This window comes from Vibrio sp. S/42/10 (assembly GCF_029890535.1).
GTDB lineage: Bacteria > Pseudomonadota > Gammaproteobacteria > Enterobacterales > Vibrionaceae > Vibrio > Vibrio cyclitrophicus.
Genome location: NZ_JAKMZC010000023.1, coordinates 1 through 15,545 on the forward strand (window position 1 = coordinate 1; position 15,545 = coordinate 15,545).

At 43.8% G+C, this 15,545-nt stretch carries 14 protein-coding genes and 1 pseudogene; all 15 read right to left on the reverse strand.

What is annotated here, in order from left to right:
- Positions 1-211: pseudogene (locus L8S15_RS19440) on the reverse strand (flagellin B); the annotation flags it as partial.
- 633 nt (positions 212-844) lie between these two features.
- The gene (locus L8S15_RS19445) at positions 845-1,981 is read right to left on the reverse strand and encodes a flagellin (protein WP_010439307.1); all 1,137 of its coding nucleotides are present in this window, start codon (positions 1,979-1,981) and stop codon (positions 845-847) included.
- A gap of 438 nt (positions 1,982-2,419) precedes the next feature.
- Positions 2,420-3,610 (reverse strand): flagellar hook-associated protein FlgL, encoded by a 1,191-nt coding sequence (gene flgL / locus L8S15_RS19450; protein WP_010439304.1) that lies wholly within the window; start codon positions 3,608-3,610, stop codon positions 2,420-2,422.
- Between the two features lie 9 nt (positions 3,611-3,619).
- Positions 3,620-5,500 carry a flagellar hook-associated protein FlgK gene (gene flgK, locus L8S15_RS19455; RefSeq protein ID WP_280574756.1) on the reverse strand — a complete coding sequence of 627 codons (1,881 nt, stop codon included), beginning with the start codon at positions 5,498-5,500 and terminating at the stop codon, positions 3,620-3,622.
- A 221-nt stretch (positions 5,501-5,721) separates the two neighbouring features.
- Positions 5,722-6,639: a flagellar assembly peptidoglycan hydrolase FlgJ gene (flgJ, locus tag L8S15_RS19460; RefSeq protein WP_010439301.1), complete on the reverse strand. Its 918-nt coding sequence runs from the start codon at positions 6,637-6,639 to the stop codon at positions 5,722-5,724.
- A gap of 10 nt (positions 6,640-6,649) precedes the next feature.
- Positions 6,650-7,741 carry a flagellar basal body P-ring protein FlgI gene (locus L8S15_RS19465; protein ID WP_010439299.1) on the reverse strand — a complete coding sequence of 364 codons (1,092 nt, stop codon included), beginning with the start codon at positions 7,739-7,741 and terminating at the stop codon, positions 6,650-6,652.
- Between the two features lie 127 nt (positions 7,742-7,868).
- Complete coding sequence (flgH, locus tag L8S15_RS19470) at positions 7,869-8,645, reverse strand: flagellar basal body L-ring protein FlgH (RefSeq protein ID WP_010439297.1); 777 nt, start codon at positions 8,643-8,645, stop codon at positions 7,869-7,871.
- A 94-nt stretch (positions 8,646-8,739) separates the two neighbouring features.
- A complete protein-coding gene (gene flgG / locus L8S15_RS19475; protein ID WP_010439295.1) occupies positions 8,740-9,528 on the reverse strand; it encodes a flagellar basal-body rod protein FlgG in 789 nt (262 codons plus the stop codon).
- 21 nt (positions 9,529-9,549) lie between these two features.
- Positions 9,550-10,299 (reverse strand): flagellar basal body rod protein FlgF, encoded by a 750-nt coding sequence (locus L8S15_RS19480; protein ID WP_004736179.1) that lies wholly within the window; start codon positions 10,297-10,299, stop codon positions 9,550-9,552.
- Between the two features lie 272 nt (positions 10,300-10,571).
- Positions 10,572-11,876 (reverse strand): flagellar hook protein FlgE, encoded by a 1,305-nt coding sequence (gene flgE, locus L8S15_RS19485; RefSeq protein ID WP_010439292.1) that lies wholly within the window; start codon positions 11,874-11,876, stop codon positions 10,572-10,574.
- 50 nt (positions 11,877-11,926) lie between these two features.
- Entirely contained in the window at positions 11,927-12,640 is a 714-nt protein-coding gene (flgD, locus tag L8S15_RS19490) for a flagellar hook assembly protein FlgD (protein WP_010439286.1), read from the reverse strand.
- A 17-nt stretch (positions 12,641-12,657) separates the two neighbouring features.
- Positions 12,658-13,071, reverse strand: a complete 414-nt coding sequence (gene flgC / locus L8S15_RS19495; RefSeq protein ID WP_004736176.1) for a flagellar basal body rod protein FlgC — start codon at positions 13,069-13,071, stop codon at positions 12,658-12,660.
- 4 nt (positions 13,072-13,075) lie between these two features.
- On the reverse strand, positions 13,076-13,471 hold the full coding sequence (gene flgB, locus L8S15_RS19500; RefSeq protein ID WP_004736175.1) for a flagellar basal body rod protein FlgB: 396 nt from the start codon (positions 13,469-13,471) through the stop codon (positions 13,076-13,078).
- A 254-nt stretch (positions 13,472-13,725) separates the two neighbouring features.
- Positions 13,726-14,553, reverse strand: a complete 828-nt coding sequence (locus tag L8S15_RS19505; RefSeq protein ID WP_004736174.1) for a protein-glutamate O-methyltransferase — start codon at positions 14,551-14,553, stop codon at positions 13,726-13,728.
- Between the two features lie 11 nt (positions 14,554-14,564).
- Positions 14,565-15,491 carry a chemotaxis protein CheV gene (locus tag L8S15_RS19510; protein ID WP_010439280.1) on the reverse strand — a complete coding sequence of 309 codons (927 nt, stop codon included), beginning with the start codon at positions 15,489-15,491 and terminating at the stop codon, positions 14,565-14,567.
- Between the last annotated feature and the right edge of the window lie 54 nt (positions 15,492-15,545).

A 15,545-nucleotide genomic window follows, 5' to 3' on the forward strand; every position in this document is an offset into this window, starting at 1 on the left:
CGTCGTTCGCGTTACGAACAGCAACATCAAGGCCGCGGCTCTGAACGTTCAAACGGTTAGAGATTTGTAGGCCCGCAGCGTCATCTTTTGCGCTGTTGATTTTAGAGCCTGAAGCTAGGCGCTCCATTGATGTTTGTTGTGCGCTGTTAGCATTGTTTAGGTAACGTTGCGCTGTCATCGCTGAAACGTTGGTATTTACATTCACTGCCATGGTGATTTCTCCAATTGATTTTCCGGTATAGCGGTTTCCGACGTCTCGGAAAACCAAGTAGTTCTCTCAAAGTTACTTTTAATAACGGCTCGAAATACAGAAGCTTTAGAAAAACTTTTAGAAAACCACAAAAAAAATATTAAACCATTATTTATCAGTAACTTAATATTTATTATTTTCTAAAGCAGCGGAAGACTTCAACAGAGAAAAGATCTAAAAACGTTCAAAAAACACACTAATTAATATTTGAACTACTCAACGTAGAGAAATGAACAATCACCAAAGATCTCAGACCAACGTCGATCTTGTGTCGCAAAGAGGGTTATTTGAGGTAAAACGAGTTGGTTAAATCGAAGAAGTACTGATCAGAAAACTAAGTCTAGAAAAATAGTGGAAAGACAGAAAGGAAAAAGCCCCTTTTCCTTTGAGAGAACCGGGGCTAGTTGGCGCGTCAGAGCCTGTGTGGAGATCATCGAGAAATGAACACATTTCCGACTTGCCGTTGCATTCTTACTGTAAAAATGGATAGCAGGTGAGAGATGAGAGAGCTAAACATTCAATAGTAAGTATGCTTGCCAGTTTCCCTTACTGCATGGCTCACGTCTGAACACGAGCAGCAAGTTCAACCTATAACTATTGCAATAGTGTCATTGCAGAGTTAGGCAACTGTTTTGCTTGAGCAAGTATAGAAGTACCTGCTTGTTGCAGAATTTGTGATTTGGTCATTTGCGTCGTCTCTTTCGCAAAGTCCGTATCTTTGATTCGACTGTTAGAAGCGTCTACATTCTCTTGAACATTCGCCAAGTTGTTAATACTGTGACTTAGACGGTTCTGTTTCGCACCCAAATCAGCACGTTGTGAATCTACATACTTCATTGCTGAATCAATCACGCTGATTGCGTTCTGTGAACCAGCAACAGTCATTAAGCTAATGTCTTGAACTGATGTAGGGCGGCCTTCACTCTTAATGCCTAGTTCAGATGCTAGACCACCAGAGATCGACATTGCACCTTCAAGATCAGGTTCAGCAACGAATAGCTGTAGACGGCCTTCGTCAGTAACCGATGCGTTCAGCAAATCAGATTGACCATTAATGTAAGTGGCGAGTTCTTCGATATCGTCACCCGCTTTGGTGTTAATATCTAGAACGATGTCTTCACCATCTTTGGTTCTGAATTCGAACTTAAGATCGCTTGCTGTCGGTGGCACCTGCCAATCTTTGTCTTTCGCGTTTTCTGAATCGAACGTAGTACCACCCATACGGAAATCATCAGCACGAACACTGGTTAATCCCATAATCATCGCTTCACCGGAGCTAGAACCTATCTGGAATGATGCTTCACCAAATGATCCATTCAACAAACGACGTCCGCCAAACGACGTTGTCTCCGCAATACGGTTAAGCTCATCTTGAAGTGCCATTGACTCTTCGTTTAGCGCGGTACGTTCTGCCGGCGAGTTAGTGCCGTTTGATGATTGAATCGCCAAATCACGCATACGTTGTAATATGTTCGTTGATTCGTTCATCGCACCTTCAGCGGTCTGAGCAATCGAAATACCATCATTGGCATTACGCATTGCCACATCAAGGCCACGAGACTGCGCTGTTAAGCGGTTAGAGATTTGCAAACCCGCTGCATCGTCTTTTGCGCTATTAATTTTATGACCTGATGACAAGCGCTCCATAGAAGTCGCTAAGTCATTAGACGCTTTATTCAGGTAACGCTGTGCTGTCATAGCAGATACGTTAGTGCTTACATTGATAGCCATTTTGCTCTCCTTATGAGTTCGCAAACTTTCTGCGAAGCGGCCAGCTTTACTCTCATATGGATAAGCACTGACCGTGTATTACTCGTTAAACCTTATTCAAGGATTAAGAACTGTATAAATCATTTATGACAAATACAGATACAAGTTGTATGCCAAGTTTAATATTCTATTGATTATTTTTATAAAACATTAAAATCAATAAGTTAGAGATAAACCTGGCTCGATATTATACTACTAGAGCGAAATAGTGAGTTGAACTCCTTCGCTCATTGCCGCTTTTTGCCGCTTATATCGAACACATTGTATTCTGTATAAAAAAACGGCAAACGTTGAAGTGATTCGCTCTTATGGCATAGCACATAAGGCAAAGAATCGACTTCAATGATGAACCTTGATTCATCACTAAATACCTATTGGTCATTCAATACCGATTGGTCGTTAAATATAGTTAAACAAGGTTAGGTCTTTTGTTTTACCAAACGCTTGTTGTGAAGCTTGGAGTGCTCGAGAGTTCTCATTAAATTCAATAATGGCTTTCGAATAATCCAAGTCTTCAAAGTTGCTTTTCGCTTTCGCTAAAGACAACTTAAAATCTTCATGTTGCTGCTCTTGAATATCCAATGTGCTCAAGCGTGCACCGACATCGGTTCTAGCCTTCGTTAGATGAATAAACGCAGCATGAAATTCTTCAGTCACTTGATGTAATTTCGCAGTGGCTGAAGCATCTGATACCGGGTTTTCAGCCTGTTCAGACGCCTCTTTGAACGTATCAAAGATAGAGAATGTCTCTCTTGGCTCTAACGTGATCGAATCGCCTTTGGTGATCTGACCTTTTATTTGAATATTCAACCCTTCGTAGACAATGCCAGTAGAGGGATCAAAGTCTTCAGCGGCAACCACTGCACCATCCTTTTCAAGTTGGTAAGCATAATTTCCTGTCTGCATATCAACAAAAGTGACTTTATACGTTGACCCATCGTCAGCTGAGTTCGTCGCACGTTCCAAAAGCAATTCAGACGCGGGTTCAAGCTCGTACTGAGGTTCGTAATCACCAAACGGGTTATCTATTTCCATAAATAACTTGCTGCCTGGATCATTCATCGCCATCTCGAAACTACTCGCTACACGCATTTTTCGCTGATAGTCATCGCCCTGATAACTGACGTTGCCTTGGTTATCTCTAAAGAAGGGTTGATTCTTCGGTTTAGTACCCGCAAACGTGTAGTTACCCGACTCATCTTGAGAGTTAGCTAAATGCAAAAAGTTATTCGATAACTCTTGGAGCTCGCGCTTTTTCGCTAAACGGTCCTCTGGAGAAAGCGCACCGTTAATCATTTCCATCACGGTTCGTTTTGCTTCATCAGCAAAGCCTTCGGTGTTGGAGATCAATACCTCATGATGCTCCAATCGATTACGAACTAAGACGATTGCATCACTATATTGCTTAAGCTGCTCTGATTGCTGACCAATATTTTGTAAATAGTGGGTCGCCAAAGGATCATCACTTGGCGACTGTAACTTCTTGCCAGAAGCAAGTTGTGCTTGGTTGTGATGTATTTTGTTTTCTTGACGGCGCAAGTCGTTCTGAACAGATTGGTAGTTGTGGAAGCTAGAAATACGATTCAACATTTATACTTCCTACCTCAGAGCCAAAATAGTATTGAACGTATCATTAGCTGCTTGCATGATGCGTGAAGAAGCCATGTACGCTTGCTGAAATTTCATCATATTTGCCGCTTCTTCATCGAGGTTAACCCCCGACACTGAAGCAATACGTTCCTGAGCGGATTCCTTTTCTAAGGTGGCAATATCGCTTAAGCGATTTGCCGTCGACGCTTTCAGGCCCGTGTTGGTATTCAAGTTGTGGTAAAGGTCTAAAATCGTAGACTCACCATCATTCAAGATCTTACCGGTTTGGAGATCTTGCAGCTTACGCAAGTTACCGTTGTCACCCTCTGATGGGACAAGGTTTGCCGTAAATTTATCGTTTGCCACCGCGCCAGAGGTCAACTCGAAAGTCGTGCCATTAATCGTAACCGGCCCTTCAGGTGGGTACGGCTGCGGTTGCATTAAAATATTGCCTTTCGGATCAGTCACGGCAAACTGCTCACCTTTTGGTGAAACAATCACTTCAAACTCACGCAATTGACCGGCCGCTAGGATCTTGAACCCCGCCGAGCCTTTCGCGAACGTGGTCGATGCCTCATAACTTTGTGCGGCAATATCTCTAGGGTCTTTGGTTTCCATCTGAATCTGAGCAGCAAAGTTACGAGTTGGGCGCAGTAACAGTTTCTCACTCAATTCCGGCGGGTTTCGAACTTCGACTCGCATACCATCTAGATAAAAAGCATTACCTGTTGAATTGGTGCTGACTTTGACCGTTTCGCCGTCAGGCTTGGTCACGACATAGTCACTGCCGTCATACTTAAGGCCATACTCGCCGCCTTTTAAGGCAGAGGTGTCATCAATATATACCGCTACGTCTGCCTTTGATTGGCTACCAGCCGTCACGCGTGATTTAGCCACCCGCTCAGAGTTCACATCGGTGAAGATATCTTGGCCAACGTTGCCATTGAGATCCAAACCTTGTGATTGAAGTGAGTTTACTTTCTCAGAGAAAGCCGTCGCCAAACGTCCTAATTCACCCATGATGTCAGGGATATGTTCGTCTCGCATATCGAGCATGGCACCGATTTTTCCATCGATATCATTGCTGGTAATCGGCTTCAAAGACTTACCTTCAACTATCGCTAGTCGGCGCTGATGCGTATCAGGTAGGCCATCAACCAACTTCAGTTGACTTGCTTCACTACCAGAAACCAAGGTATGACCATTACCAATATGGACGTTAAATCCTTCCGCATTCGAGCGCGGCGTTACCGTCACTTTGGTGTAACCAGATAGCTCATTGATCAGCTTTTCGTGTTGGTCTCGTAAATCATTATGAGGCCCTGGCGTTCGCATCATCAGACGCTGAACATCACGAATCTCAACCGCAATTTGGTTTACTCGTTCAATGCCGACTTCTAATTTTTTGTTCGTTGAATCAGACTGTTGACGTACCGTTTCATGAAATTCGTTCAAGGTTTTAGTGACAAGCCCTGCTTTCTCTAAAACGACTTTACGCGCACCCACATCATTCGGGGTATCGGCGAGAGTTTTAACAGAATCAAACCATTCATTGAGGTTTTCTGGGATCTTCTTTGAAGCAACCGATGACAACATGCTCGACAACATATCGAGGTTGGCTTCGGTATCGCCTTTGTTAGCGGCATTGGTTGTCGATAAGTTAAGTTCTTTAACGGCAAACTGATCCCAAGAGCGGCGAACATTTTCCACATGAACACCCATACCGTAGGATTGCCCACCGTACTGGCGCGGGTCATTCACACCTTGAATCACAGACTGACGGCTATAGCCCTCTGTGTTGGCGTTAGAAATGTTATGACCTGTGGTGTTTAGCTGTCTCTGAGCCGTAAGAACACTTTGTGCCCCTACATTCAGAAGATCCGACGCCATAATGCCCCCAAAAAACTTAATAAAATCAGGTTGAACTGATTAACTACAACAGCATATTACCAAGATAATAAGCAATATATGTGCCAATAGAGACAATGAAAGATTAAAAGACCATAATTTATTGAAGTGTAAGGAAATAACTAAAAACAATAGGGCCAGATATGAAGGAGCGGATAAGAGAAGAGCCTGCCATGGCAAGCTCTCATTGTTAATTGATGGGGCTAATTCATCTCATCGATTTTAGCTTTAACGCGCAACACCTTGTCTGCATAGTTAGGGTCAGTTGCGTAACCAGCTTGATGGATGCCTTTGATAAAGTTCTCTGAATTGCCTTGATGCTGTAATGCCGTTTCGTATCTTGGATTTTCGTTCAAGAACTTCACGTAATCATTAAAGCTGTCTTCAAAGTTTGAGTAAGAACGGAAAGATGCCAATTCTTTAACGGCAGTTTTGCCATGGAACTCTAAAGTTTGCGTAGCAACCTTATCGCCCTTCCAACTTCTATCTGCTTTGATGTTGAATAAGTTATTGCTGTTCCCCAAAGAGTTCTTAACCATTTTAGAACCCCAACCTGTTTCAAGTGCCGCTTGTGCCAATAGCAGAGATGAATCCACACCAAGTGCACTCGCCGCTTTTTCAGCGTAAGGCTTCATTGAGGTAACAAACGACTCTGGAGAATCGAAGGATACTGGTTGTTTAACAGCGGAAGCAGGTTGAACTTCAGATACTCTGTCTTCTGAACGGCCTGAATACTGAGGTCTTTGCAGTGAAGTATCAAAACCTTCACTACGAACCTTATCTTCTGTCGCATCGCTTGCTTGACCGGCGCTTAACTGAGCAACGATCATGTCCGCAAGGCCTAATGAACCTGAAGCACTCAACTCACTCGCCATTTGGTCATCTTGCATCTGACGATAAAACTGCTCGTTCTGGCTGTTCAGCATATCCGACTTAAAGCTAGAGTTCGCATCACGCATCGACTTAAACAGCATCGAAGTGAAAATCGATTCAAACTGTTTTGCCGCAGCAGTTAGTGCCTCTTTTTCGCTGCCTTCTTCACCATTTACTGCTTGTTGACGAAGACGATCTAAGCTACCGATATCGTGAATAAAGCCGATGTCATTGTTATTCTTAATCATGCTTTATTCCTTAGATAATGATCAATTGACCTTCAATTGCACCAGCTTGTTTCAGTGCTTGAAGGATTGCCATTAAATCAGAAGGCGCTGCGCCCACTTCATTGACTGCACGAACCAAATCATCCAGCGTTAGACCCGGTTCAAACTTGAACATCTTGCCATCGGCTTCTGTGACTTCGATATCAGAATCAGGAACCACTACGGTTTGACCACCAGAAAATGCATTCGGTTGGCTCACGTTGAGGTTTTCTTTGATTGCTACCGTCATACCACCGTGTGTTACCGCTGCCGCTTTTAAGCGAACATGTTTACCAACCACAATCGTACCAGTACGAGAGTTAACAATGATTTTTGCTGAACCCTCTGCAGGATCGAACTCGATGTTTTCGATTGCCGATAAGAAAGCCACACGCTGGCTGATTTCACGTGGTGCGCGAACCTTTACTGAAGTCGCATCAACCGCTGAAGCCATTTGTGGGCCTAGAAAATTATTAACTGCATCAGCTAAGCGCTGCGCCGTTGTGAAATCTGATTGGATTAGGTTGAACGTGATGTAGTCACCACGACCGAATGGCGTTGGGATTTCTTGTTCGACCGTCGCGCCGCTAGAGATGATGCCGACATTAGGATTGTTACCGACAATCTTAGAACCATCATTACCTTGAGCACTAAAGCCACTCACCACCAAGTTACCTTGTGCTACCGCGTACACTTGACCGTCTAGACCTTTCAGGAAAGTCTGCAGTAAGGTACCACCACGAAGGCTTTTTGCTGAACCGATAGAAGACACCGTTACATCAACTTCCTGACCTTGCTTAGAGAAGGCTGGCAATTCAGCGGTAACAATTACTGCCGCTACGTTTTTGGTTTTTGGCTTAGTGCCGGGCGGCAATTGGATGCCAAAATTTTGCAGCATTGCGTTAAACGTTTGATCAGTAAAGGGAGTTGTCTCACCTGTACCCGGCAAGCCCGTGACCAAACCATAACCGACAAGTTGGTTACTACGAACACCCGCCACTTTTGCCACATCTTTAATACGTGCAGCATGGGCACTGGTGGCAAGAAATAGCATGCCAAGTAGTACGAGTGTTAGTTTTTTCATTGAGTAACCTGTCTGTATTGCTTTCAATTTATAGTAGCTATGTAATTATAATAATTTAATTTACAAGAACTTAGCTAAATATGGCCGAGTGGTAAAGGCTGTCAGTAAGCCGACATCCTCTCAAGCTCTACAGTGATACATTAAAGAATCGTGCCAAGAATCCAGGCTCTTGCATATCTTTTTGCACTCCAGTCCCTGAGTACTGAATTCGTGCGTTAGAAACACGGTTTGAAGCGATGGTATTTTCGAAATCTATATCGTCAGGGCGGATAGTACCACTTAGGCGGATATACTCATCACCTGTATTCAGTGTCATCCACTTTTCACCACGAACCACTAGATTTCCATTGGCTAATACTTCGATGACTTCAACGGTAATGTAGCCACTAATGCTGTTACTTTGGTTGGCTGATGCATCACCAGCAAAGGTGTTGGTATTGCTCAGATCATAAGAGAAGTTGTACTTGTCAATAGTCAACTCTTGGCCGCCAACAGCCAAAGGCTCCATCGATGCATCGTTAGACTTAGACATGTCAGCATTAGCTTTTTTGGTCGCTCGAGTATTTTCATCTAACGCAACGGTAATAATATCACCAATGCCGCGAGGCTTTGAATCATCGTACATACTGCCAATATGGTTGATATTGAACAGTGAACCTGTTGCCGCTGCGTAATGCTCTGGTTTTTCTTTTGGATTGATCGGCGCCCATGCAGGATCGCCTGCAATTGGGTCTGTTCTACCACGAAGTGTATCGATAATGCCTGAGCTTTCATCAGCCGACTTATCGCCTTCTACCGCATCAACCACTGTGGTTGCGTTTTCTTGTGCCGGAGTCTCGATCGGATCCAACACAGTACACCCGGTCATAGAAGCTAACAAAACTAAACAAAAAATACGTTTCATGGCGATATACTCTCAGCAGGCAATGGTAAATAGATCAATGACTAGAAGCAGATCTATTAATTATGAATAAGTACGTAAACGGCAAATAAACCAATTACAGCTGTTGGTTAACAAAGCTCATCATCTTGTCTACCGACGAGATAACTTTCGAGTTCATTTCGTAAACACGTTGAGCTTCAATCATATTAACCAGCTCTTCGGTTACGTTTACGTTCGATGTTTCTAACATCGACTGACGGATGTTACCCAAACCATCAAAGCCCGGAACGCCCTCTTGCGGATCGCCACTTGCTCCCGTTGGTAAATAAAGGTTTTGACCTACAGGCTCTAAACCACCTGGGTTTACGAAGTCAGTAATGGTGATTTGGCCAACCACGACGTTGTTTTGCTCACCACGTAGGCGAACTGATACTTCACCATCGTTACCAACCGTCACCGAGATCGCATCTTCTGGAATCACGATTTCTGGCTGTAGAGCATAACCTTGACCTGAGGTTACGATTGCGCCTTCACCGTTCAGCGTGAACTGACCATTTCGGCTATAGCCTGTCTCACCGTCTGGCATTTCAACTTGGAAGAAGCCGTCACCTTCGATCATCATATCTAGGCTGTTCGATGTCGTTTGTGCGTTACCGTGGGTGTGAACTTTTTGAGTTGCCACGACTTTAGAACCGGCACCCAACATCAAACCACTTGGCAGCTCGGTATTCTGCGACGATTGGCCACCCGGCTGATTGATGTTCTGATAGAACAAATCTTCAAATACCGCACGACTCTTTTTAAAGCCAATGGTTGAGGCGTTGGCAAGGTTGTTTGAAATGGTTGAGATATTGGTTTGTTGGGCGTCTAAGCCTGTTTTACTTACCCATAATGCTGGATGCATAGCAAATTCCTTTAAATTCTATTAGCTCATACGAAGCAGTGAATCAGACGACTTGTCCATTTCCTCTGCAGTGCTCATCATCTTGACCTGCATTTCGAATTGACGTTGTAAGTCAATTAGGCTGGTCATCTCACCGACAGCATTTACGTTACTGCCTTCAATGGCACCTTTTAGCAACGTTACCGCTGCATCTGCTTCGTATGCCTGATCTGGGTTTTTCGAACGGAATAGACCATTCGTATCTTTAAATAAGCTTTGATTATCTGGACGCACAAGTTTGATTCGGTCGACAATCGCTAATTCTTCAGCTGGAGCGCCTTGAGGAATCACCGAAATAGTACCGTCTGTGCCGATTTCTACTTTACTAATAGGAATAGGTAACGTGATAGGTGCGTCATTCTCGCCTAACACCAAATGGCCGCTTGCGTTAGTTAGCAAACCGTTTTGGTCAACCTTTAGGTTACCGTTACGTGTTAAACCTTCACGGCCAGTGTTGTCCATTACCGAAATCCAGCCATCACCTTGTATCGTGACATCGAGATCGCGACCAGTAGTGACCACACTACCTTGTGCGAAATTATGACCCGGACGTTCTGTCATGCTGAAAACACGAGTAGGCATGCCTTCACCATACGCTTGCATTGAACGTGCTTGTGCTAAATCGGCACGGAAACCCGTTGTACTAACGTTGGCAAGGTTGTTTGCACGTAGCTGCAAAGCCTGCATATTTTGCTTTGCGCCACTCATGGCAAGAAACAGTGCGCGATCCATAATTTTGCTCCAAAAAATCATCTTCTAAAGCTTATAAAGCAAACACTGTGCCAATATTTTTAACTGTTATTTATCAATAATTTAAATAGGAAACAAACAAAGAGGGGTGATCATTAAAGGATCATTGAGGAGGAGTTATTGCCAGTGGCATTACCGTGCGGCAATAGGGGCGGCAAATAAGAAGACAAACAGCCATATTTAAATTCACCAACAATACCCAATTCAATAACATTGAATTGGGTATTCACAGATGATTCAAACGCTCGAAACGATTAACGAATCTGAAGAATATTCTGTTGCAGTTGGTTGTGTACTTCTAGAGAACGTGAGTTCGCTTGGAAGTTACGTTGAGCAGAAATCAAATCAACCAATTCTTGAGTCATATCGATGTTCGACTGCTCTAGCGAACCGTTGTTAATGCTACCAAATGAACCTTTGTTCGATTCACCCCAGATTTTAGAACCTGAGTCATTAGTAGAATCCCACTGAGTGCCGCCTTTCTTATCTAGACCTTGCTCATTGGGTACGCGAACCAAGCCTACACGGCCAAGCATCACGTTTTCACCATTTGAGTAAGTACCCAGAACACTGCCGTACTCATCGAAATCGATTTTTGTTAAGAAACCTGTTGTTGCACCATCTTCATCAAACTTAGTCAATTCAAACGGAGCAGCAAACTGAGTTGAAGAATCCAGACCAAACTTAAGCACTTGAGTTGGATCAGCACCGTTCAAGTCAATTGGGTTCGCGCCAGCACCAAGTGGTTCCGAGTTAATCGGCTGACCATTGTTCAGGCTTGCTAACGTACCGTCGTTGTTGAACTTCATTGTGTGACCAACATGACCTTGTGCATTCGTCGCATCACCACCAGTAATGTTGACCGGCTTTTCACCGTTCTCATCTGACATGGTGTAGTACGTCTGCCAAGTGTTTGGTTGAGTCTGATCTTTGAGGTAGTAAGTCGTTAACTTGTAAGACTGACCCATAGAATCGTATACCGTCGAAGACGTTGCTCGATTATAAGTGTCAGAATCTTGGTAGTTAAATGCAGCCGGGTCTTTAAGATCACCATTTGCAGGAAGGTTAACTCCTACTTCAATGTTTTCTGTCTGTTTTGGCTTACCAAACTCAGCAGGAATGTCGAGAGGCTTTGGCGCGTAAGAAAGAACTTCACCCGAGTTTGGGTCAACATCGTAACCTAAAAGAAATTCATCATTCGAGGTTACCATGAAGTTGTCTTTATTTAAGTGAAAAGCTCCGTTACGCGTTAGTTCGTTGATCTCTGGCACCATGCGGTCTTTCGATACTGCAAAAAAACCTGTACCACTGACACGTAAGTCCATTGGGTTATTTGTATAAATACTTGAACCTTCGTGAAACTGTTGCGCAACTTTATTTGCTTGAGCACCACCACCAGGGGTAGTCTTTCCGTTAGTAAACAACGAGCTTGAATACACATCGCCGAACTCTGCTCGAGACTCTTTAAAGCCAAACGTGTTTGCATTCGCAATATTGTTACTGGTTGTATTCAGATCTAATTGTGCAGCGGATAGGCCGCTCAAAGCTACATATGACATTCCAATATTCTCCTAATCTATCTAGCTAGCATAATCACTCTTTTAAAGAGTTACGCTTTACCAACTTCTAGTACTTCAGCAAGTCGTACTGGCGATGTAAAACCAGCCAGATTGAGTAGTACGTTGCCATCACCCTTACCAAGAAGCACACTGTTCACGTTCGCATAACTGGAAACTTGGAACTCTGTGTTCTCGCCATCCAGTAAACCCGACGCCTTAACGTTGTATTTACCAGCCGGCAATGGGTTACCGTCTTCGTCTTTTCCGTCCCATTCAACACGCGTGTCACCTGATGGTTTAGAACCGATATCAAATGTACGAACCAACTGACCAACTTCGTTCTCAACACGGACCATTACATTGTCCATGGCTTGAGGGAGCTTAACCATTGCCGCCATACCGCCATCACCGGGTTTCACACCTGCCGCACCAGGAACCAATACATCACGACCTACTAAAGAAGAGGCCTGAAGCGCTTGGTTAGAAGTCATTGATGAATTCAAGCTTTCAAACTGTGTATTCATTTTACCAATGCCATCTACGGTCGCAAATGAAGCCATTTGCGCAATCATCTGGTCATTGCTAACCGGCTTAAAAGGGTCTTGTTGTGCAAGTTGCTTAGTCAACAGAGATAAGAAATCTTCTTGTTTAAGATCCTGCTTACCTGTTGTTTCGTCGGGCTTCTTAGCGCCATCTTGAAGACTCTTCAGCTGGTCAACATAGGACAAGCCGCTTTGACCAACATTGTTGTTGATTCCAGCCATATGCTACCTCCTTATCCTTATTGACCCATCTGCAGCGTACGCAGCAGCATTTGTTTACTCGAGTCAGCAACCTGTACGTTCGTTTGGTACGCACGTGATGCCGAAATCATGTTTGCCATTTCTTCCATAACGTTCACGTTAGGCTTGTAGATATAGCCTTCGTTGTTCGCTAGTGGGTGATCTGGGTTGTACTCCGCACTAAGCGGCTTATCGCTTTCCACAATACCTAATACTTTCACCGGCACAGTGTGACCACTATTGCGTGCTTTATTTAACTCAGCGCCAAACACTGCGTGACGAGCTTTGTAAGTTTCTTCAGCAGAACTACTTACACTGTCTGCGTTCGCAAGGTTGCTCGAGGTCGTATTTAGACGAACAGATTCAGCACTCATCGCAGAACCGGTCACATTGAATACATTAAATAAGCTCATCTAATTATTCCCCTTTAATCGCTTTAGTTAAATTCTTGAACTTACTTCCTAAGAAGTCGAGAGAGGCTTGATGCCTAATTTGGTTTTGCATGAAAAGGTTTCTTTCCAAATCCAAATCAACCGTATTGCCATCTCCTGTATCAGGTTGGGTAGGAATTCGATACTTCGTTTCCCCGTTCACCGTTGTTGAGGCAGAAATGTGCCGACCATCTGTACGGCTAAGACCAATGCTTGCCCCAGAACTTGCCGCTTGCAGTGATTTCTTAAAATCTAGTCCCTTTGCTTTATACCCAGGCGTGTTCGCTTGCGCGATATTGGTGGAAAGCACCTCAGCGTTACGCTCACGTACACCAACTGTGTGCTGGTGAATGCCTAAAGCATTATCAAAAGAAATAGCCATGTAAACCTCAACTCAAGAACTGACTGTTATGAGATAACCAAAGCAATATATATACCAACTTTTAAAACAAAGTGGCCGACCATTACTTTTACAGGTTACTCGTAGGTAAACTTGCAATATACAAGCCAAAAATAGAGTGGGTTGGAATGTCACTCTGACTTAAAGATATAGGTTAAGCCGGAAAAAGAAAACCCAGCACTTGGCTGGGTTTTGAAGTTAGACAGTAACGTTACACCTAATACTGGTGCCACTCATTACTTTAATTTGTAGATGATGCCTGGATTACAGCGAACCATTTCAAAACGATCCGTTAAGCCTGTTAACGATTCAGATGCACCCAACAACAAGTAACCACCAGGATTGAGGCTGTTTGCCATCTGGTTAAGTACCTTTGACTTCATGTCTGGCGAAAAATAAATCAATACATTACGACAGAAAATGATGTCGAACTTACCTAATAACGCATAACTGTCCATCAAGTTTTGTGGACGGAAGTTCACCATGCGCTTAACGTTGTCTTTGACTTTCATACGACCATCGCCCGCATCTTCAAAGAAAGTACGACGGCGCTCAGGAGAAAGTCCACGTCCCAATGCAAGGTTGTCGTATGCGCCTGTGCGGCACATATCCAACATACTTGCAGAGATGTCGGTTGCGGTAATCGATACATTTGGCAACATACCCGGCTTGCGAGCTTGAGTCTCAAGAATCGTCATTGCCATTGAGTATGCTTCTTGGCCTGAAGAGCTTGCTGCAGACCAAATCTTAATAGGTCGTTTATTTGCCGCTATTTCCGGTAGTAGCTTATCCGCAAGTACAGCAAACGGGTAAGTATCTCGGAACCAAAGTGTCTCGTTCGTCGTCATGGCATCGACAGCTGCCACTCTCAACTCACGGTTTCGACCAGTTACTACATCTCTCAACAAATCAGATAACGAAGCTAACTTAAACTTCGTTACTAATGGGCTTAAACGACTGCGCACTAAATATTGCTTGCTGTCACCTAATACAATGCCACATTGAGATTCTAAAAAACGGCTGAAATCGCGATACTCTTGATCACTTATTGTTATAGCAGTCATTAATGTCTCTTTTAGTTAGTTAACGCAGCTTTAACCGCTGCCCCAAGCTCATCAGGGTTGAATTTTGCAATGAAGGAGTTCGCCCCAACACGCTCAACCATGGCCTGGTTAAATACACCACTCAAGGATGAGTGTAAAATTACGTATAAATCTTTAAGTTCGGCGTGACGACGAATCTCAGCAGTCAGCGTGTATCCATCCATCTCTGGCATTTCGATATCCGAGATCACTAATGAAATTTGATCGTAAATACTACCCTCTGATGACATTTGCACCAGCTTTTCATAGGCTTCTTTACCATCTTTCACCGCGATAACCTCAAATCCGATCGATTCAATGGCGCGTTGAACTTGCTTACGAGCAACAGTTGAATCATCAGCAATCAAGATACGGCGAACCAATTCTTTCTCTTGTTCTACTTCTGCGATTTCTTCAGCAATTCTGCTGTCCATTGTTTCATCAACAGGCGAAATTTCAGCAAGAATTTTTTCAACATCAAGAATTTCAACTAATTCATTATCGATATTAGTTACCGCTGTCAGGTAGTTCGCTCGACCAGCGCCATCCGGCGGCGGAAGAATTGACTCCCAGTGCATGTTAATAATGCGCTCTACTGAACTGACCAAGAAACCTTGAATAGTTCGGTTAAACTCAGAAATAACCACAAAACACTTTTCAACATCCGTTGTAGGACGGCCACCAATCGCTAAGCTCAAATCGATAACAGAGATCGTTTGGCCACGAATGTGTGCTACACCTTTAACCAGTGGGTTCAAGTTTGGCATCTTTGTCAGCTTAGGGCATTGAAGCACTTCTTTTACTTTAAAGACATTAATGCCGTAGCGCTGACGCCCCATTAGGCGAAAGGTTAGTAATTCTAATCGGTTTTGACCGACGAGTTGCGTACGCTGATTCACCGAATCAAGAATACCCGTCATGAGCTCATCTCCATATCAAACTTTTTTGTATAAAAAGTGTTAGTCTACTGCAGG

Bases quoted from the DNA above. Each gene is read 5' to 3' on its own strand.
- flgH (WP_010439297.1), bottom strand. From the start codon at position 8,645: ATGAAACGTATTTTTTGTTTAGTTTTGTTAGCTTCTATGACCGGGTGT.
- flgK (WP_280574756.1), bottom strand. From the start codon at position 5,500: ATGGCGTCGGATCTTCTGAATGTAGGGGCACAAAGTGTTCTTACGGCT.
- L8S15_RS19505 (WP_004736174.1), bottom strand. From the start codon at position 14,553: ATGACTGCTATAACAATAAGTGATCAAGAGTATCGCGATTTCAGCCGT.
- flgD (WP_010439286.1), bottom strand. From the start codon at position 12,640: ATGGCTGGAATCAACAACAATGTTGGTCAAAGCGGCTTGTCCTATGTT.
- flgJ (WP_010439301.1), bottom strand. From the start codon at position 6,639: ATGATTAAGAATAACAATGACATCGGCTTTATTCACGATATCGGTAGC.
- flgB (WP_004736175.1), bottom strand. From the start codon at position 13,471: ATGGCTATTTCTTTTGATAATGCTTTAGGCATTCACCAGCACACAGTT.
- L8S15_RS19465 (WP_010439299.1), bottom strand. From the start codon at position 7,741: ATGAAAAAACTAACACTCGTACTACTTGGCATGCTATTTCTTGCCACC.
- L8S15_RS19445 (WP_010439307.1), bottom strand. From the start codon at position 1,981: ATGGCTATCAATGTAAGCACTAACGTATCTGCTATGACAGCACAGCGT.
- L8S15_RS19480 (WP_004736179.1), bottom strand. From the start codon at position 10,299: ATGGATCGCGCACTGTTTCTTGCCATGAGTGGCGCAAAGCAAAATATG.
- flgC (WP_004736176.1), bottom strand. From the start codon at position 13,071: ATGAGCTTATTTAATGTATTCAATGTGACCGGTTCTGCGATGAGTGCT.
- L8S15_RS19510 (WP_010439280.1), bottom strand. From the start codon at position 15,491: ATGACGGGTATTCTTGATTCGGTGAATCAGCGTACGCAACTCGTCGGT.
- flgL (WP_010439304.1), bottom strand. From the start codon at position 3,610: ATGTTGAATCGTATTTCTAGCTTCCACAACTACCAATCTGTTCAGAAC.
- flgE (WP_010439292.1), bottom strand. From the start codon at position 11,876: ATGTCATATGTAGCTTTGAGCGGCCTATCCGCTGCACAATTAGATCTG.
- flgG (WP_010439295.1), bottom strand. From the start codon at position 9,528: ATGCATCCAGCATTATGGGTAAGTAAAACAGGCTTAGACGCCCAACAA.